Below are 20,382 nucleotides of genomic sequence, written 5' to 3' on the forward strand. Positions count from 1 at the left end.
GACGCCCCCATGCCCACTGATGACCACGGGTCGCTGCCCCTGACCTCGGCGCAGGCCGGTGTCTGGTTCGCGCAGCGACTGGACCCCCTGCGTCGTGACTACGCCATCGGCGAGTATCTCGAGATCCACGGAGCCCTCGATGCCGAGCTCTTCGAGGAGGCGCTGCGGCGGATGCTGGCGGAGACCGAGGCGCTCGGCATGCGCTTCGGGGAGAGCGACGGGGCCGTGCGGCAGGCGCCGGCCGGGCTGCCGCCGTTCCGGCTCCGGACCACCGACGTGAGCGGCGACCCCGACCCCGTCGCCGCGGCTGAGGCTCTCATGCGGGCCGAGCTCGACAGGCCCATGGACCCGGCCACCGGTGACGTGCACCGGCAGCTGCTGGTGCGCACCGGTCCCGAGTCGTTCTGCTGGATGCAGGGATACCACCACATCGTCGCCGACGGCGTGAGCGGGCTGCTCATCGCCCGCCGGGTCGCCGAGCACTACTGCGCGCTGGTCGCCGGCGGGACCGTACCGCCGTCCGACGCGGCGCCGTGGCGGCAGATCGTGGCCGAGGAGGAGGCCTACCTCGCGTCCGACGCGCGGGAGGCCGACCGGGCGTTCTGGCAGGGCGTGCTGGCGGGCGCCCCCGAGCCCGTCGGGTTCGCGGGGCGGCCGGGCGGCGGCGGTTCCGCCGCGGCGACACGCGAGGTCGTACGGGTCAGGGGGGACGTGCCCGACGGTGACGCGCGGCTGTTGCGTGAGGCCGCCCGGGCGTACGGGACACGGTGGTCCGCCCTCGTCATCGCGGCGGCCGCCGCCTATCTGCACCGGGTGAACGGCGCCGAGGACGTGGTGCTGGGGCTGCCCGTGACCGGCCGTGCCACGGCCGCCGCCCGTCGTACGCCGGGCATGTTCTCCCGGGTCCTCCCGCTGCGCCTGGCTGTCACGGGCACGATGACGCTCGGCGAGCTGGTGCGCCGCACCTCGGCCGGCATCAAGGACGTGCTGCGGCACCAGAGGTTCCGCATCGAGGAGGTGCACGGCGGTGCGCGGCTGTGGGACGCCACCGTCAATCTGATGTCCTTCGACTACGGGCTGACCTTCGGCGGCGCGCCGGCCACCGTGCACAACCTGTCCGTCGGCCCGGTCGACCATCTCACGCTGAACGTCTATGACCGTGGCGGCGACAGCCCGCTGACCGTGCAGGTCGAGGCGGACGCAGGTGAAACGGACGCGGCGGAGGCGCATTCCCACCGGGAGCGGTTCACCCGGTTCCTGGCCGGTCTGGCAGCCGCCGGGCCGGAGGCCGTCGTGGACTCCCTGGAGCTGCTCACGCCGGACGACGAGCGCCGGCTCGCCGTCTTCGCGGACGGCGGGGCGGGCGACGCGCCCGCGGACCGCTGTCTGCACGAGCTCTTCGAGGAGCAGGCGGCGCGCACCCCGGACGCCGTCGCCGTCGTCTGCGACGGCGAGGAGGTGACGTACGGCGCTCTCGACGCCTGGGCGGATGAACTCGCCGGACGGCTGCGGCCGTTGACCGAGCCGGGACAGCCGGTCGGGGTGCGCGTGCGGCGTTCGCCCGCGATGGTCGCCGCGCTGCTCGGCGTGCTCAAGGCGGGTGGCTGCTATGTGCCGCTGGATCCGGCGCTGCCCGCAGCCCGCGTCGCGTACGTGGTGGACCGGGCCGGCATCGATGCCGTCGTCGCCGACGAGGGCACCGATGGGACGCTGCCGGGGGGCACCACCGTGGTGTCGGCGCGGGAGGCGCGCGGTGCGGGCACCCCGGGAGCTTCGGACACTTCGGGCGGGACGGGCCGTACGGCGGTGCCGGCGCTCTCGGCCGCGTATCTGCTGTACACCTCGGGCAGCACCGGCGAGCCGAAGGGCGTCGTCGTGCCGCATGCCGCCGCGGTGGACTTCGTGTACGCCCATCTCGCGGTGGCGGGCGTCGAGGCCGGTCGGGGCGAGGGCGAGCGGTTCCTCGGGTTCGCGGCGCTGTCCTTCGACGTGTCCGTGCTCGACGTGTTCGGCGCGCTGCTGAGCGGCGGCACGCTGGTCCTGGCCACCGACGAGGAGCGGACGGACCTGGACCGGCTCCAGTCGCTGATGGCCCGTCAGGCGGTAACGGTCGCCGACCTGCCGTCCGCGCTGCTGCCGTTGCTGGACCCGGGCGCGGTTCCCGGCCTGCGTTTCCTGTCCACCGGCGGTGAGGCGCCGTCGGCCGACGCTGTGGCCCGTTGGGCGGCCGGCGGCCGCGAGGTGTGGAACGGCTACGGTCCCACCGAGGCCACGGTCGAAGTCACCATGCACCGGTGCGCGTCCGGTGACGACGGCAGGGTGCCGCCCATCGGGCGGCCGATGGTCAACCACCGTGCCTACGTGGTGGATTCACGGCTTCGGCTGCTGCCTCCCGGCGCCGCGGGCGAGCTGTGCGTGGCGGGCGCCGGTCTGGCGCAGGGGTACGCCGGGCGCCCGGGACTGACCGCAGGGCGTTTCGTGCCCGACCCGTTCTCGGACGTCCCCGGCACCCGGATGTACCGCACGGGCGACCTGGTGCGCTGGTCGGCGGACGGCGACCTGGAGTACCTGGGCCGTATCGACCAGCAGGTCAAGGTGAACGGCTACCGCGTCGAACTGGGCGAGATCGAGACCGTTCTGGGCCGTCACCCCTCGGTGCGCCAGGCGGCGGTCGACGTGCGCCCCGCACCGGGCGGCGGACGGCGTCTCGTCGCCTTCGTCGCACCGGAACCCGGCGGGACGGTCGCCACTCCGGCCGAACTGGCCTCGCACCTGGCGGAGTTCCTGCCGCACTACATGGTGCCCCACACGTTCGTCGCCCTGGACGCACTGCCTCTGACGGCCAACAAGAAGGTCGACCGCAGGGCGCTGCCCACGCCGGGACCGGACCAGGAGCCGGAACCGGAGGCACCGGCGCGCGAGGCCGCGACGGAAGCCGAAAGCACCCTGTGCGCGCTCTTCGGGGACGTGCTCGGCCGCGCCGTCGCACCCGACGACAACTTCTTCTCCCTCGGCGGCGACAGCATCGCCGCCCTCACCCTCGTCAGCCGCGCCCGCGCACGGGGGCTCACCTTCACGCTGGGCGACGTCTTCACGCACAAGACCCCGGCCGCCCTCGCCACCGCCGTCGACGCACCGGCCGCCACACTTGAAGAGGCCGACCACGTCGAGGAGTTCGGGGAGTCGGCGGTCACGCCCGTGATGCGGTGGCTGCTCGACGGGCCGGGGCCGATCGACCGCTTCAGCCAGTCGATGACCCTCACGCTGCCCGCCGGCGCGGACGACGCCCTACTGGTCCGCGCCTTGCAGACGGTCCTGGACCGTCACGCGGCGCTGCGGATGCGGGTGACCGAGGGGCCGGACGGGCGGCCCGCCGTCGTGATCGGCGAGCCCGGGTCGGTCGACGCCGCCGAGGTGCTGCGGCGCGCGGACGAGCCCCTCGACGCACGCACCGCCGGGACCGCCGCGGCGGCGGAACTGGACCCGGCCCGCGGGGTGTTGGTGCGGGCCGTGCGGTGGGACGGCCGTGACGGGCTGCCGGACCGGCTGCTGCTGTGCGTCCACCACCTGGCCGTGGACGGCGTGTCCTGGCGCATCCTGCTCGACGACCTCGCCGCCGCCTGGGACGCGGTGACCGGTGAGGGGACCGCGGCGGACAGCCACCGGGACGCGGTGTCGCCGCCGCCGGGCGCGGGCTCCTCGTTCCGCGCGTGGGCCGCCCACCTTCAGGAGCTGGCCGCCTCCCCCGAGGTGCTGGCCGAACTCCCCCACTGGCGGCGGATCTTGACGCCGGACGCGAGCACGGGCACAGGAACGGACGCGGCCTCGCCCCGACAGGACGTGACGCCCCCGCTGTGGGACCGCGTGCCCGACCCGGCGCGGGACACCGTAGGCACCACCCGCACCCGTACGCTGACCCTGCCGGCCGAGACCGCGGGACCGCTGCTGGCATCCGTGCCGGCGGCACTTCGCACCGGCCCCGCCGAGGTGTTGCTGACGGCGCTGGCCCTGGCCGCCCATGACCCCCGTGTCGCCGGGGGCGGCGGCCCCGGATCGCTGCTGCTGGACCTGGAGGGGCACGGCCGGGCGGACCGCACGGGCCGGCACGATCTGTCGCGCACGGTGGGCTGGTTCACCACCCAGTACCCGGTCCGGCTCGATCTGCGCGGACTCGACATGGCCGCGGCCGGAAAGGGTGACGGCGACGCGCTCGCCGCGGTGGCCGGGCGGGTGCACGGCTGCCTCGCCGCGGTCCCGGACCACGGCACCGGTTACGGGCTGCTCAGCCGACTGAACCCGGCGACCACCGGTGAACTGGCACAACTCCCCCAGCCCCGCGTGCTGTTCAACTATCTGGGCCGGTTCGACGGCGCGGACCACGGGCCATGGAGCCCGGCCCCCGGCGCGGGCGCACTGGCCGCCCACGCCGACCCCGCGATGCCGGTCGACCACTGTCTCCAGATCGACGCGCTGACGGTGGAGGAGGCGGACGGCCCCTCCCTCACCGCCGTGCTGACCTGGCCGGAGGGCCTGCTGGCGCAGGACGAGGCCGACGCCCTCGCCGACGCCTGGCTGACGGCCCTGCGCCTGCTGGCCGTGTCGTCGGCCAAGGCGGCTGCTGACGCGGTCGATGCGCTCGATGTGCTCGATGCGACGAACGCGACCCCGGCCGGTCCCGTCCGCTCCGACCTCGCGCCGGCCGGCCTGTCCCGTGCGGACATGGACGGCCTCGCCGAACGCCACCCGGGGCTGACCGACGTACTGCCCCTGTCGCCGTTGCAGGAGGGGCTGTTCTTCCACGCCGCCTACGACGCCACCGGCACGGACGCCTACACCGGCCAGATCGTCCTGACCCTGGACGGCGTGCTCGATGCGGGCGCCCTGCGCCAGGCCTGCGGCGCACTGCTGGAGCGGCACGACGCGCTGCGGGCGGCGTTCACCGACCGCGGGCTCGACCGCCCCGTACAGGTGGTGGCCGGCGACGTCGAAGTCCCGTGGGATGCGGTCGATCTGACCGCGCACCCGACGGAGGAACGCGAAGGCGTCTGGGAGCGGCTGCTCGCCGGCGACCGGGCACGGCGCTTCGACCTGGAACGGCCTCCGCTGGTGCGCTTCACCCTGGTCCGCACGGGCGAGGACCGGCACCGGCTGCTGATGACGAACCATCACATCCTGTGGGACGGCTGGTCGTCCGCCGTCCTGCTGCGTGAACTCCTCACCGGCTACGCGGACCTGACCGGCACCGCGTCCCACCCCGTCCCGGCGCCCCGCTCCGCCACCGCGGTCCCCTACCGCGAGCACCTCGCGTGGCTGGCCGACCAGGACCGGGAGGCGGCGACGGCGGCCTGGCGGGACGCGCTGGCGGGCCTGGACGAGCCCACCCTGCTGGGTTCGGCGGACCCGAACAAGCTCGGCGCGCTGCCCGAGCGCACCACGGTGGAGCTGTCACGGGAGGCGACCGCCAGGCTCGCCCGAAGGGCCCGGTCGGCGGGCATCACCCTCAACAGCGTCGTCCAGGGGTGCTGGGCGATTCTGCTGGCCCGGCTGACGGCCCGTGACGACGTGGTCTTCGGCGGCACCGTCTCCGGGCGCACCGCGCCGGTCGCGGGGATCGAGAGCATGGTGGGGCTGCTGATCAACACCCTGCCGGTGCGCTTCCGGGTGCGGGACGAAGAGAGCCTTCTCGCCGCCCTGGCCCGCTTCCAGGACGAGCAGGCGCCGCTGATGGACCACCAGCACCTGGGGCTGGCGGACATCCAGCGGGCAGCCGGCCTCGGCACCCTGTTCGACACCGCGGTCGTCGTGGAGAACTATCCGCTCGACCTCGCGGAGATGCGGGACCTGGCCGGGGAGGTGCGGCTGGCCGACGTCGACGGGTCGGACGCGACGCACTACACCGTCAACCTCATCGTCCTGCCGGGAGAGCGGCTGCGGCTGCACCTCGACCACCGGCCGGACGTCCTCGACGCGCGCGCCGCGCTGAGCGTCGCCGAGGGACTCCAGCGGCTGCTCACGGCGGTCGCCGAGGAGGCGGAGACGACGACCGTGGGCGAGGTGGACGTCGTCTCGGCCGAGCAGCACCGGCTGGTCGCGGAGTGGAACGACACGGCGGTGCCCGTGCCCGCGACCACGCTCGTGGAACTGTTCGAGCGGCAGACCGCGCGCACCCCGGACGCCCTCGCGACCGTGTTCGGCGACGAGCGCCTCACGTACGCCGAACTCGACGCCCGTGCCGAGGCGCTCGCCGCCGGGCTCCGAGCGCGGGGCGCGCGCCCCGAGGAGATCGTCGCGGTCGCCCTCAACCGGTCCACCGAACTGGTCGTGGCGCTGCTCGCCGTCCTCAAGTCGGGTGCGGCCTACCTCCCGGTGGATCCCTCCCTGCCGGCCGAGCGGATCGCGTTCATGCTGTCCGACGCGGCGCCGGTGCTGCTCCTGACCACCTCCGACGTGGCCGCCGGGCTCCCGGCCGACACGTCGGCGCCCCGGCTGCTCCTCGACGCCCAGCACGCCGGTACGGCGGACCCCGCACCCGCGGCGCCCGAGGCGCCTTCCGGGGCGGCTGACGGTCGGGGCAGGCCGCTGCCGGCCCATCCCGCCTACGTCATCTACACCTCCGGCTCCACCGGCCGTCCCAAGGCCGTGGTCGTCGAGCACTCCGCGATCGTCAACCGGCTGCTGTGGATGCAGGACCGGTACGGGCTCGGGCCCGACGACCGGGTGTTGCAGAAGACGCCGTTCGGCTTCGACGTGTCGGTGTGGGAGTTCTTCTGGCCACTGCTGACCGGCGCCGCCCTGGTGGTCGCCGAGCCCGGCGGGCACAAGGACCCGGCGTACCTGGCGCGAGTGATCCAGCAGGAGTCCGTGACCACCGCGCACTTCGTGCCCTCCATGCTCGCCGCGTTCGTGGCGGAGCCCGCCGCCGCCGGCTGCCGTTCGCTGCGCCGGGTGGTGTGCAGCGGCGAGGCGCTGCCCGAGGAGCTGAAGAACCGCTTCCTCGACGTGCTCGACGTGCCGCTGCACAACCTGTACGGGCCCACCGAGGCGGCCGTCGACGTCACCCACTGGGACTGCCGCCGCACGGACGCGGGGCCGGTGCCCATCGGGCGGCCCATCTGGAACACCGCACTGTACGTGCTCGACCCGGCGGGCCGGCCCGTGCCGGTCGGGTTCCCGGGTGAGCTGTTCCTCGCCGGGGCGGGCCTGGCCCGCGGCTATCTGCGGCGGCCCGCGCTGATCGCGGAGCGCTTCCCGCTCGACCCGTTCGGGCCGCCGGGATCGCGGATGTACCGCACCGGCGACATCGCGCGATTTCGGGCGGACGGTGCCGTCGAGTACCTCGGCCGCACCGACGACCAGGTCAAGATCCACGGCTTCCGGATCGAGCTCGGCGAGATCGAGACCGCCCTCGCGCGTTGTGCCGGGGTGGGGCGGGCCGCGGTCGTGGTCCGCGAGGACACGCCGGGTGAGCGCAGGCTCGTCGGCTATGTCGTACCGGCACCGCCGGCGGCGCCGGAAGCCGCGGCGCTGCGCGCCGAACTGGCGCGGAGCCTGCCCGAGTACATGGTGCCGCTGGTGGTCGTCGTGGACGCGCTGCCCGTCACGCCGAACGGCAAGCTCGACCGCAGGGCCCTGCCCGCGCCGACCGCGGCGCCGACCGGGCACGAGCCGCCGGACGGAGAGATCGAGGAGCTGGTCGCGGCCGTGTGGCGCGCGGTCCTCGGCGTCGAGGCCGTCGGACGCCACGACGACTTCTTCGCCCTCGGCGGCCACTCGCTGAGCGCCACCCGGGTCGCGGCGCGGCTGCGCCAGTCGCTGGCCCTGGAGCTGCCTCTGCACACCCTGTTCGAACAGCGGACCGTCGCCGCGCTCGCCGCGGCGGTCGAGACCGCCCTCCTCGAGGACATCGCCGCCTCGACGGCGGACGACGCGCTGCCCCTCATGTCCGCGACGCCCGCCATGCCCCCGACATCCCCCATGTCCCCCACGTCAAGCACGTCCCTCACGTCTTCCGTGGCCCACGTTTCGCAGGGAGAGACCTCGTGACCATCCAGGAGAGCACGCCGGGCGCCGCCGACAGCCGGCTGAGCGCCGCCCGTGAGCTGATGCGCCGCCGGGTGCGGTCGGCGCTCGCGGACGCGACGGCGGTCACGGACGAGACGTCCGCGCTCCACACGTCAGCGCACCACACCTCCGCGCCCCACGCCTCGGCGTCCGCCGACTCCATGCCCGCGACCGGGTCCCCCACCTCCGCGCCCGCCGCCCCCGCCCCGCCCGTCGCCTCGTTCGCTCAGGAGCGCATGTGGCTCGTGGACCGGATGCGGGGCGGCGCGCCCGGCTACGCGATACCGGAGGTCGTACGGCTGCGCGGCCCGCTGCGCCGGGACCTGCTGCGGCGCAGTCTGACCGCCGTCGTGGGGCGGCACGCGCCGCTGCGGACGGTGTTCGAGGAGCACGACGGGCAGCCGGTCCCGGTCGTGCTCCCCGCCCCGGACGAGGTGCCGTTGGCCCTGCTCGACCTCGGTGCGGCCGGTGACGGCGTCCCGACGGCAGATGTGGAGCACCGCGCACTGGACCTGGCCCGGGAGGAGGCCCGCCGGCCGTTCGACCTCGCCGCCGGTCCGCTGCTGCGCGCCCTGCTGATCCGCCTCGGCGCGGACGATCACGTGCTGGTGCTGGTGGTGCATCACATAGCGACCGACGGCTGGTCGATGTCGCTGCTGTGGCAGGAGCTGTCCGAGGGCTACACGGCCCTCCTGCGGGACGTGCCGCCGCGCGTCCCCGATCTGCCCGTCGCCTACCAGGACCACGCCCGCCGCCAGCGGGAGCGCCTGACGAGCGGAGCCCTGGACGCCGGGCTGCGGCACTGGGAGGAGCGGCTGGCCGGTCTGGAGCCGCTGGAGCTGCCGACGGACCGGCCGCGGCCCACCCGCCGCAGCGGCGCCGGGCACAGCGTGGAGTTCACACTCGACCAGGAGCTCACCGACCGGCTGCGCCGGCTGGCGGAGGCGCACGGCGTCACGCTGTTCATGACGCTGCTCGCCGCCTTCCAGGCGGTCCTGGCCCGGGTGTCGGGCCGTACGGACGTCGCGGTCGGCACCCCGGTCGCCGGCCGTGACCGGGTCGAACTGGAGCCGCTGATCGGCTTCTTCGTCAACACCCTGGTGCTGCGCACCGACCTGTCGGGCGACATCGGCTTCCGGGAGCTGCTGGGCCGGGTCCGGCGGGTGTCGCTGGACGCGTTCGACCACCAGGAGGTGCCGTTCGACCGGCTGGTGGAGCATCTGAGCCCGGAGCGGTCCGGCGACATGAACCCGCTGGTGCAGGTGATGTTCGCCGCCGCGAGCGACGAGACGGCGGCGCTGCGGCTGCCGGGGGTGGGCGTCGAGACCGTGACGTGCGACTTCGGCGCGTCGCTGTTCGATCTCAGTGTGTTCGTCTCCGAGGGGGCCGACCGCTGCACCGGCTCGCTGGTGGCCGACACCGACCTGTTCGACCCGGCCACCGCAGAACTGCTGCTCGGCCACTACCTGGAACTGCTGTCCGCCGTCGTGGAGGCCCCGGACCGGCCGCTCGCCGAGCTGCTGCCCGGCGACGACTCCGCCGCTCGCCTCGTCTCCGACGGCCACGGCAGGGTGCGCGAGGACCTGGCCCCCGCCGCACCGGGCGAGCTGTTCGCCGAGCAGGTCCGCCGCTCCCCCGGTGCGACGGCCGTGGTCTGCGGCGACGAGCGGCTCACCTACGCCGAACTCGACGCGCGTTCGGACGCGTTGGCGGCGCGGCTGCGGGCGGGCGGAGTGGTGCGCGAGACGCCGGTGGCGCTGTTCATGGACCGCTCGGTGCACGTGCCGGTCGCGATGCTGGCGGTGCTGAAGGCGGGCGGCGCGTACGTGCCGCTGAACCCGGCCTTCCCCGTGCAGCGTCTGCACTGGATGCTGGAGCGCACCGGCGCCCGTCTGCTGCTCACCGACGCGACCCTGGCCGGGCACGAGGCCGTCGCGGGGTCGCCGGTGCCGGTGCTCGACGCCGCCGAGGGCCCCGCGGCCGACGCGGCCGGCCCTGCCCGGCCCGACGCGGTGGTGTGCGCCGCCGACCGACTCGACGCTGCGGCGTACACCCCCGACCAGCTCGCCTACGTCATGTACACCTCCGGCTCGACGGGCGAGCCCAAGGGGATCGGCGTGACCCAGGGGAACATCGCGGCCCTCGCCCGCGACTCCGCCTTCGGCGCGGCCCACCGCAGGGTCCTCGCCCACTCGCCGCTCGCCTTCGACGCCTCCACGTACGAGGTGTGGACGCCCCTGCTGACGGGCGGCACGGTGGTGATGGCGCCGCCCGGCCGGATCGGCGCCGACACGCTCGCCCGTCTGGTGCGCGAGCACGGGATCACCGCGCTGTTCCTCACCGCCGCCCTGTTCGACCTGGTCGTCGAGGAGCGCGTGGAACTGCTCACGGAGCTGCGCGAGGTGTGGACCGGCGGAGAGGCCGCGAGTCCCGTGTCCTTCCGGCGGGCCCTGGAGGCGGCTCCCGGCACCGTGCTGGTGAACGTCTACGGCCCCACCGAGACGACCACGTTCGCCACCGCGCACCGGCTGGAGGCCGGCGCCGAGGTGGAGGGCCGGGTGCCGATCGGCTCGGCGCTCGACGACACCCGGCTGTACGTGCTCGACGAGCGCGGACGCCCGGTGCCGGAGGGCGCGGTCGGTGAACTGTGCGTCGGCGGCACCGGTGTCGCCCGCGGCTACCTCGGCAGGCCGGGGCTGACGGCGGACAGGTTCGCCGTCGACCCCTACGGGCCGCCCGGGGCGCGGATGTACCGCACCGGGGACCTGGCCCGGCGGCGCCCGGACGGCACCGTCGACTACCTGGGGCGTGCCGACCAGCAGGTGAAGATCCGCGGTTTCCGCATCGAGCCGGGCGAGGTCGAGGCCGAACTGACCCGCTGCCCCGGCGTGGGCCGCGCCGCGGTCGTCGTCCGCGAGGACACCCCGGGCGAACTGCGCCTGGTCGCCTATGTGGTGGCCGCCCCCGGCGCGGACGTCGTGCCCGAGGAGCTGCACCGCGCGCTCACGGACCGGCTGCCCGCGTACATGCTGCCCGCCGCGATCGTGCCGGTGCCCGGGCTGCCGACGACGCCCAACGGCAAGCTCGACCGGCGCGCCCTGCCCGCCCCCGGTGAACAGGCCCTGAACAGGGCCGAGTTCGCCGAGCCGCGCACGGAGACCGAACGGCTCGCCGCCGAGGTGTGGGGCGAGGTGCTCGGCACCGGCCCCGTCGGCCGGCACGACGACTTCTTCGCCCTCGGCGGCCACTCCCTGCGCGCCACCCGGACGGTGTCCCGTCTCGGCGTGCGGCTGGGTGCCGAGGTGCCGCTGCGGCTGCTGTTCGAACACCCGGTGCTGGAGCGGTTCGCCGCCGCTCTGGACGCGCTGCGCCTCGACGCGCCGGACGCCGTCGCGGACCGGGTGGTGCCGCGTCCCGCCGGGAGCACCGCCCCGCTGTCCTTCGCACAGCAGCGCCTGTGGTTCCTTGACCAGCTCCAGCCGGGCCGCCCGGACTACAACATCCCGGTCGCCGTCCGGCTGGAGGGCGCGCTCGACGCGGGCGCCCTGCTCGAGGCGCTGCGCGCCGTGGTCACGCGGCACGAGGTGCTGCGCTCGCGGCTGACCGAGGATGCGGACGGGCCCGTCCAACTGGTGGAGCCCGCCGAGGTGTTCGAGCCGCTCCTGACCGAGCTCGACGGGCTGCCGCCGGACGAGGCCCGGTCGCGGGCCCTCGGCCTGGCGCACGCGGACGCCGCCGCCCCGTTCGACCTGACCCGGGCGCCGCTGCTGCGGGCCCGTCTGGTGCGCGTCCACGCCGAGGAACATCTCCTCGTCCTCGTCCTGCACCACACCGTGGGCGACGGCTGGTCGATGCCCGTGCTGTGGCGGGAGCTGTCGGACGGTTACGCGGCCCTGCGGCGCGGTGAGCGCCCCACGCCGCCCGCCCTGCCCGTCCAGTACGGCGACTACGCGCACTGGCAGCAGCGCCGGCTGGCGGAGGGCGCCGCCGACCGCGGCATCGCGCACTGGCGTGAGCGGCTCGCCGGCCTGCCCGCGCTGGAGCTGCCCACGGACCGGCCCCGGCCGCACAGCCGGACCGGTGCGGGCGGCGCGCTCACCTTCGAGCTGCCGACGGAACTCGCCGGGCGGCTCGGCGCCCTCGCCCGCGAGGAGGGGGCGACGCTGTTCATGGTGCTGCTCGCCGGTTTCCAGTCCCTGCTGGCCCGGTGGACGGGGCAGCAGGACCTGGCCGTGGGCTCACCGGTCGCGGGCCGGGACCGCACCGAACTGGAGCCGCTCATCGGGTTCTTCGTGAACACGCTGGTGCTGCGCACCGACCTGTCCGGCGACCCGACGTTCGGCGAGGCCGTGCGCCGGGTGCGGGAGACGGCGCTGGCGGCCTTCGAGCATCAGGACGTGCCGTTCGACCGGCTGGTGGAGGAGCTGCGCCCGGAGCGGGACCTGAGCCGCAACCCGCTCTTCGACGTCCTCTTCCAGCTGCATCCCGAGCAGTTGGACACGCTGCCCCTGGAGGGCGTGCGCACCACCTCGCTGGACACCGCGAACGGCACGGCCAAGTTCGACCTGAGCCTCGCCGTCACCGAGCACCCGGGTGGTCTGACCGGCACCCTGAGCTACGCGTCCGACCTGTTCGACCACGCGACGATGGAGCGCTTCGCCGGGCACTACGCGCGGCTGCTGCGCTCGGCGGTGGCCGACCCGGACACGCCGCTGTCCCGGCTGGAGGTGCTGTCGGAGGCGGAACGCGCCGCGCTGCTCGGCGCGGACGCGCCCGGGGAGCGGGAGTTCCCCGCCCGGGCCGCGACCCTGCACGCCCTGGTCGAGGAGCAGGCCCGCCGCCGGCCCGACGCGGTCGCCGTGACCTGCGCGGGACGCTCCACCACGTACGGGGAGCTGGACGCCGGCGCCAACCGGCTCGCCCGGCGGCTGCGCGAGCTGGGCGCCGGTGCCGGGTCGACGGTCGCAGTCATGACCGGACGCGGTACCGGGGCGGTCGTCGCCGTCCTGGCCGTGCTCAAGTCCGGCGCGGCGTACGTGCCGGTGGACCCCGGTCAGCCGGCCGAGCGCGTCCGCACGGTCCTCACCGACAGCGCGACGCGGATCGCGGTGACGGACGGCTCGTCCGGCGAGATCGCGGCCGCCGGGATCCCGGACGGTGTGACCGTCCTGGACCTGGACCGGGAGCGACCGCTGATCGACGCACTGCCGGCGACGCCCCCGCCCCCCGCGGCGGGCCCCGGCGACCTCGCCTACCTGCTCTACACCTCGGGTTCCACCGGGCGTCCCAAGGGCGTCGCGGTGCCGCACGCGGCGATCACCGGCTATCTGGCCGCGCTGACCGGCACGTTCGGTCTCGGCGAGGAGGACACGGTCCTGGCGCGGACCGCGCTCACCTTCGACCCGTCGGTGCGCGACCTGTTCGCCCCGCTGGCGACGGGCGGCCGCGTGGTGCTGGCCACCGGCGAGGAGGCCGACGACCCGGACGCGCTGGCCCGGCTGCTGCACGCCGAGCGGGTCACGGCGGTCCTGTCCGTCGTCCCGTCGATGCTGGCCCTCGTGGTGGCCGCCTCGCCCGGTCCGTCCGCGGACCTGCGGCTGGTGCTGACGACCGGCGAGGCGCTCACCGCGCCGCTCGCCGAGGCGGCGCGGGCGCTGGGCGGCCGGGACCGGCTGCGGCTGGTCAACCAGTACGGGCCCACCGAGTGCACCAACACCACGACGTACCACGTCGTCACGGACGAGGACGTGGCCCGCGGGCGCGTCCCGATCGGCAGGCCGCTGCCCGGCGCGCGGGTGCGGGTCCTGGGCCCGCGTCTTGAGCTCCTCCCGGCGGGCGCGGTCGGCGAGTTGTTCATCGCCGGGCGCGGTGTGGCCCGCGGCTACCTCGGCGACCCCGGCCGCACCGCCACGGCCTACGTGCCCGACCCCTACGGTCCGCCCGGGAGCCGCATGTACCGGACCGGCGACCTGGCCCGGCTGCGGGCGGACGGGGTGCTGGAGTTCCACGGCCGGCGCGACAACCAGGTGAAGGTGCGCGGGCACCGGGTGGAGCTGGGCGAGGTCGAGGCCGCGGTGCTGCGGCATCCCGCCGTGGCCCGCACGGCGGTGGCCGCGCACGGCACGGGCGCCGACCGCACCCTGGTCGCCTATGTGGAGTGGCAGGCGGACGGGGCGCCGCAGGGCGGTCCTGCGGAGGTGCTGGACACCGTGCGCGCGACGCTGCCGGCGGCGCTGGTGCCGTCGTCGGTCGTGGTGCTGGACGCGCTGCCGCTGACGCCCAACGGCAAGACGGACCGCAAGGCGCTGCCCGCTCCCGCGCCGGGCGCGGGCGGCACGGGCCGGCCGCACCTCGCGCCCCGGACTGCGCTGGAGCGGACGGTCGTCCAGGTGTGGGAGGAGGTCCTCGGGGACGGCCCGGTCGGCGTCCTGGACCACTTCTTCGAGCGGGGCGGGCACTCGCTGAAGGCGACGCGGGTGGTGTCCCGGCTGCGCAGGCTGCTCGGCCTGGACGTGCCGATGCGGTCCCTGTTCCGGCACCCGGTCGCCGAGGACTTCGCCCGGACTCTGGCGTCCCTGGGCGCGGACGAGGAGCCGGGGATCCCGGTGCTGCCGGCGGGGCCGTCGCCGCTCTCCTTCGGCCAGCAGCGGCTGTGGCTGCTGGACCGGCTCCAGCCGGGCCGCCCGGACTACAACATGCCCGGCACGACGCGTCTGACGGGGGCGCTCGACGCGCCGGCCGCCCTCGGCGCGCTGCGGGACGTCGTCACCCGGCACGAGGTGCTGCGCTCGCGTGTCGAGGAGGGCGGCCCCGCCGGGTCCGCCCGGCTGGTGACGGAACCGGCCGACGTGTTCGAACCGGTCTTCACGGACCTGTCCGGCGACGACGCCGAACCGGCCGGCCGTCGGGCCATGGAGCTGGCCGCTGCGGACGCCGCCCTGCCCTTCGACCTGACCCGCGCGCCCCTGGTGCGTGCCCGGCTGATCCGGATCGCGCCGCGCGAGCACCTCCTCGTGGTCGTCGCCCATCACGCCGTGTTCGACGGGTGGTCGGCCGGGGTGTTCTGGCGGGACTTCTTCGCCGCCTACCGCGCGCGGACCGGGGAAGGCGCCGAACCGCTGCCTCAACTGTCCGTCTCGTACCGTGACTTCGCCGCCTGGCAGCGGGAGCGGTTGAGCGGTGAGCTGCTGGAGGGGCAGCTCGCGTACTGGCGGGAGCGGCTGGCGAGGCTCGCCCCGCTCGAACTGCCCACGGACCGCCCGCGTCCCGCCGTCCCTTCGGGGCGTGGCGACCGGCACTCGTTCACGGTGCCCGCGCCGCTCGTGGAGCGGCTGCGGGCGCTCGGCAGGGACCGCGAGGCGACCCTCTTCATGGTGCTGCTGGCCGGCGTCCAGGCGCTGCTGGGCCGCTGGGCGGGCATGCACGACGTGGCCGTCGGCTCGCCCGTCGCGGGTCGGGACCGGGGCGAACTGGAGCCGCTGGTGGGCTTCTTCGTCAACAACCTGGTCCTGCGCGGGGATCTCTCCGACGACCCGGCCTTCGCCGATCTCGTCGCCCGGGCCCGGGACACGGCGCTGGAGGCGTACGCGCACCAGGAGGTGCCGTTCGAGCGGCTGGTGGAGGAGCTGCGCCCGGAGCGCGACCTCAGCCGCAACCCGCTGTTCCAGGTGATGCTGGTCCTCAACGAGGAGCCGGAGCCGCCGCGTCTGCCGGCTGGGCTCACGGCCGAACCCCTCGAACTGGACAGCAGCGCCTCGAAGTTCGACCTGTCGCTCTACTTCACCGAGGAGGCGGGCCAGTTGCACGGCGAGGCGGTGTTCGCCACCGACCTCTTCGGCCGGCCGAGCGTCGCCCGGCTGACGGCGGCCCTGCTGGAGCTGCTGTCGGCAGCGGTGGCGGCCCCGGACACCCGCGTCGCCTCCCTGCCACTGCTCGCGGCGGGCCGGGAGCGGGAGTTCGCCGGCCGGTGGAACGACACCGCCGAGCAGGTCCCGGACGGGCCGCTGCACGAGCGCGTCGGTGAGCAGGCCGCCCGGACGCCGGAGGCGGTGGCCGTCGACGACGGCCGTCGCCGGCTCGACTACGCCGGGCTGTGGGAGCTCTCGGGCCGGGTGGCCGGCCGGCTGGCCGCGCTCGGCGCGGGCCCCGGCACGGCGGTCGCCGTGAGCGTCGACCGGTCCGTGCTGCTGCCGGTCGCCCTGCTCGGCGTCCTGCGCAGCGGCGCCCGGTACGTTCCGGTCGACCCCGGGTATCCGGCCGAGCGGATCGGCCACATGCTGTCGGACAGCGGCGCGCGGCTGCTGATCGCCTCGGACGGCCCGGCCGGCACACCGCCGGTCCCCGGGCCGGTGCGGGTGCTGGACGTCGCCGGCCTGGTGGACGACCGTACGGCCGCCCAAGGGGCGGTGTCGGTGCCGGTGCACGCCGAGGACCTGGCGTACGTGCTGTACACGTCCGGTTCGACCGGCCGGCCCAAGGGCGTCATGGTGTCGCACCGGGCGCTGGCCAACTTCACGCACGACATGGTGAACAGGCTCGGGACGGGTCCCGGTGACATCGTCGCCGCCGTCACCACCGCGTCGTTCGACATCGCCGTGCTGGAGCTGCTGGTGCCGCTGACCTGCGGGGTGCGGGTGCGGGTCGTCGACCGTGAGACCGCCCGGGACGGCAGGCTGCTGGCGAAGGAGCTGGACTCGGCCGGGGCCACGGTCGTCCAGGCCACGCCCGCCACCTGGCACCAGCTGATGGAGGCCGGCTGGGAGAGTCCGGGGGTCCGCGCCCTGTGCGGCGGCGAGGCGCTGCCGACGGCGCTCGCCGCGCGGATGCGGTCCGCGCTGGGCGCCGTGTGGAACGTGTACGGGCCGACGGAGACGACGGTCTGGTCGACGGCGCACCGGCTCTCCCCCGAGGACCCCGACGGGCCGGCGCCGATCGGCAAGGCGCTCGCCAACACCCGGCTGCACGTGCTCGACGAGCGGCTGCGGCCGCTGCCGGTGGGCGTGTTCGGCGAGTTGTACATCGGCGGGGACGGGGTGGCCCGCGGCTACCACGGCCGGCCCGCGCTGACCGCGGAGCGGTTCGTCGCCGACCCGTTCGACGACGGCGGCCGGCTCTATCGCACGGGTGACCTGGTGCGCAGGCTGCCCGACGGCGGCCTGGAGTACCGGGGCCGGGCGGACGGGCAGGTCAAGGTGCGCGGGCACCGTATCGAGCTGGGCGAGATCGAGGCGGCGCTCGCCCGCCGTCCCGAGGTGGCGGCGGCTGCCGCCGCGGTGCACGGGAGCGGTGTGGACGCGGTCCTCGTCGGCTATGTGGTCTGGCGGGACGGGGACGGCGATCCGGCGGCGCTGCGCGACGTCCTGCGTGAGGAGCTGCCGGCCCCGATGGTGCCCGGCGTGCTGACCGCGCTGGAGCGGCTGCCGCTCACGCCGAACGGCAAGCTCGACCGCCGGGCCCTGCCCGCGCCCGCGCCGGGCGCCGCCCTCGCGGGGGACGCGCCGCGGGTGGCTCCGCGCGACGCGGCCGAGCTGCGGATGGCCCGCCTGTGGGAGGCGGTGCTCGGCACCGGACCGGTCGGGGTCAGGGACGACTTCTTCGCCCTGGGCGGCCACTCCCTGAAGGCGTTCGAGCTGATGACGGCCGTGCGCGCGGAGTTCGGGGTGGAACTCCCGCTGAACCTGATCTTCCGCAGGCCGACGGTGGAGCTGCTGTGCGAGGCGCTCCCCGAGGCGGCCGCCGCGTCCGGCCGGCTGCTGGTGCCACTCTCCGACGGTGCAGCCGGCGGCGACGACCGTCCCCCGCTGGTCCTGTTCCATCCGCGCGGCGGCGACGTCGTCTGCTACCTGGACCTGGTCCGGGAGCTGGCGAAGACCCCCGACGGCGGCCGGCGGATTCTCGGTGTGGAGGCGGTGGGCTGCAACACCGACGACGCTCCGCTCGACGACGTGTCCGCGATGGCGGAGCGGTACCTCGCGGCGATCCGCGCGGAAGTGCCGTCCGGCCCCTACCTGTTGGCCGGCTGGTCGTTCGGCGGCACCGTCGCCTACGAGATCGCGGCACGGCTCGAAGCCGCCGGCGAGCAGGTCGCCTTCCTCGGCCTGATCGACTCCGCCGCCCCCGGCCCGCGCGCCGGGGCCGAGCCGGACCCCGGGGACGACGACCTGCTGCGCCACGGACTCGCGGCCGGCCTGGACGCCGACGAAGCGCGCGCGCTCGACGAGGAGGCCCTGCTCGACGCCCTGATCCGCAAGGGGCGCGACAACGGCAGCCTCCCGAGGCACGGTGCGCCGCAGGCGCTGCGCCGGATGCTGCGGGTCGCCTCGGCCAACGGCGCCGCGGCGGCCGCGTACCGCACCGACGCCGTCCTCGACACCCCGGTCCACCTGTTCACGGTGTCCGAGGTGCATGCCGAACTCGCCACCCCGCTGGTGGACCCGGACCCGTGGAGGGCGCGGGCGAGCGCCGTGCGCCGCCTTCCGATCCCCGGCAACCACCACACGCTGGTGGACCCACCGCACAGCGCTGTGCTCGCGGACCGGCTCGCCCAGGCGATCGCCGACGCGACGCACCTGCCCGGATCCGGTGACTGACAACCGGCGCGAACCGGCCGGCCGAACCCGACCCGACCCCCATGAACCGAACCGATCCGACCTGACGAACGAGGAGAACCACCATGAGTGACGAGACGACGCGGCAGTACCTGGTCGTGGCCAACGACGAGGAGCAGTACTCCCTCTGGGAGACGGACCGGCCCGTCCCGGCCGGCTGGCACCCGCAGGGCGTGCGGGGCTCCCGTGAGGAGTGCCTGGCGCACATCGAGCGGGTGTGGACCGACATGCGTCCGCTCAGCCTGCGGCTGAGCATGGCCGGCTGACCCGACGACCGACGGGCACACCGCCGCCCGGCGCTCCGCTGCCGTGGAGCGCCGGGCGGCGCGGTTCCCGCGAGGAATGGACCGTGATGAATCAACGAACGTCGCCTTGGGCCTTCTTGACCCCACGGGCGCGGCGGGCCGCACCGCTGCTGGCCCTCGTGGCCGTCGCCGGGGTGTCCGCGCTGGGACTCTCGGCGACGCTGGTCGCCGTGCCCTGGTTCGTGCTGCACAGCACCGGCAGCGGCACCTGGACGGGGCTGGTCGCGGCGGCCGAGACCGCGGGCCTGCTCTGCTCGGCGGTGCTCGCGGGGCCGGTGGTCGACCGGCTGCCGGCGCGGGCCGTGAGCCTGGGCGCGGATCTGCTGACAGCGTCGGCGCTCACTCTGATACCCGCGCTGCACGCGGTGGACGCGCTGGCCCTGCCGGTGCTCGTCGTCCTGGTCTTCGCGGTGGGGGCGGCCCGAGGTCCCGCGGAGACCGCGCGCCAGCTGCTGCTGCCCGACGCACTGCGGCGGGCGGGGGTCGCCCTGGAGGCGGGCACCGGCTCGGTGGAGGCCGCGCGCCGGATCGGCCTGATGGCCGGGGCGCCGCTGGCGGGCCTGCTCATCGCCGTCGTCGGGCCGGTGCGCACCCTGTCCGCGGATGTGGGCGCGGCCCTGCTGTGCTGTCTGCTGGTGGCGGCTCTGGTGCCGTCCCCGCCCCGGCCCCCGGACCGTGGCGACTCCGGCGGGGCCGTGGCGTCGTACGTGTCTGATCTGCGGGCGGGCTGGGCGTACCTGAACGGGGACCGGCCGGTGCGGGCGGTGACGGCCGTGCTGCTGGTGACCAACGCGCTGGACGGCGCGCTCAACGGGGTGCTGTACCCGGCGTACGGCACAAGGGTGCTGGACAGCAGCGCCCTGTTCGGGGCCATGGTGACCGCGATCGGTGCGGGCGCCCTGCTGGGCGCGGCCCTGTACGGCCGCGTCGGGCGCCGTCTGCCGCGCCGGGCCCTGTTCGTCGGCGCGTTCCTCCTGGTCGGCGCGGTGCGCTGTGCGACGCTCGCCGCCGGGCCGCCGCCCTGGGCGCTGCTGTCGCTGCTCGCCCTGTCGGGTCTGGGGTCGGGGGCGCTCGCTCCGCTGATGATGTCAGTCGCCTACGAGCGGGTGCCCGAGGAGGTGCGCGGCCGGGTGTTCGGCATGCTCACCGCCTGCGCCCTGGCGGCCACCCCGCTGGGGATGCTGGCCGCGGGACCGGTGCTGGACGGCTGGGGGCTGACGCCCGCTCTGCTGGCGACCGGTGCGGTCTATCTCGGGGTCACCGTGACGCCTCTGGTGTTCCGTGTGTGGGTGGAGTTGGACGTGCCGCCCCTCACGAGCGGCCCGACGGCCGACCGTTCCGCGCAGAATGCGGAGGTTTGCCGCCCCTCACTTTAGAGTCAGGCAGCTTGATGAGCCGCCGGATGGATC

Annotated in this window: 4 protein-coding genes; all 4 read left to right on the forward strand. The window is 75.3% G+C overall.

Features of this window, described 5'->3' with window-relative positions; genetic code table 11:
- Positions 1 to 9: 9 nt before the first annotated feature.
- The 4 genes from ACFYXA_RS09700 to ACFYXA_RS09715 all read left to right on the forward strand — a co-directional run bounded on the left by ACFYXA_RS09700 (position 10) and on the right by ACFYXA_RS09715 (position 20,349).
- A complete protein-coding gene (locus ACFYXA_RS09700; RefSeq protein WP_389030255.1) occupies positions 10 to 8,043 on the forward strand; it encodes an amino acid adenylation domain-containing protein in 8,034 nt (2,677 codons plus the stop codon).
- A complete protein-coding gene (locus ACFYXA_RS09705) occupies positions 8,040 to 18,650 on the forward strand; it encodes an amino acid adenylation domain-containing protein (protein WP_389030258.1) in 10,611 nt (3,536 codons plus the stop codon). Before ACFYXA_RS09700 ends, ACFYXA_RS09705 begins: the two co-directional genes overlap by 4 nt.
- An 83-nt stretch (positions 18,651 to 18,733) precedes the next feature.
- The gene (locus tag ACFYXA_RS09710; protein ID WP_351089151.1) at positions 18,734 to 18,934 is read left to right on the forward strand and encodes an MbtH family protein; all 201 of its coding nucleotides are present in this window, start codon (positions 18,734 to 18,736) and stop codon (positions 18,932 to 18,934) included.
- Positions 18,935 to 19,050: 116 nt separating this feature from the next.
- Positions 19,051 to 20,349 carry an MFS transporter gene (locus tag ACFYXA_RS09715; RefSeq protein ID WP_352247421.1) on the forward strand — a complete coding sequence of 433 codons (1,299 nt, stop codon included), beginning with the start codon at positions 19,051 to 19,053 and terminating at the stop codon, positions 20,347 to 20,349.
- The last annotated feature ends 33 nt before the right edge of the window (positions 20,350 to 20,382 follow it).

Source organism: Streptomyces sp. NPDC002566, from assembly GCF_042889585.1.
Taxonomy (GTDB): domain Bacteria; phylum Actinomycetota; class Actinomycetes; order Streptomycetales; family Streptomycetaceae; genus Streptomyces.

Bases quoted from the DNA above. Each gene is read 5' to 3' on its own strand.
- ACFYXA_RS09700 (WP_389030255.1), top strand. From the start codon at position 10: ATGCCCACTGATGACCACGGGTCGCTGCCCCTGACCTCGGCGCAGGCC.
- ACFYXA_RS09710 (WP_351089151.1), top strand. From the start codon at position 18,734: ATGAGTGACGAGACGACGCGGCAGTACCTGGTCGTGGCCAACGACGAG.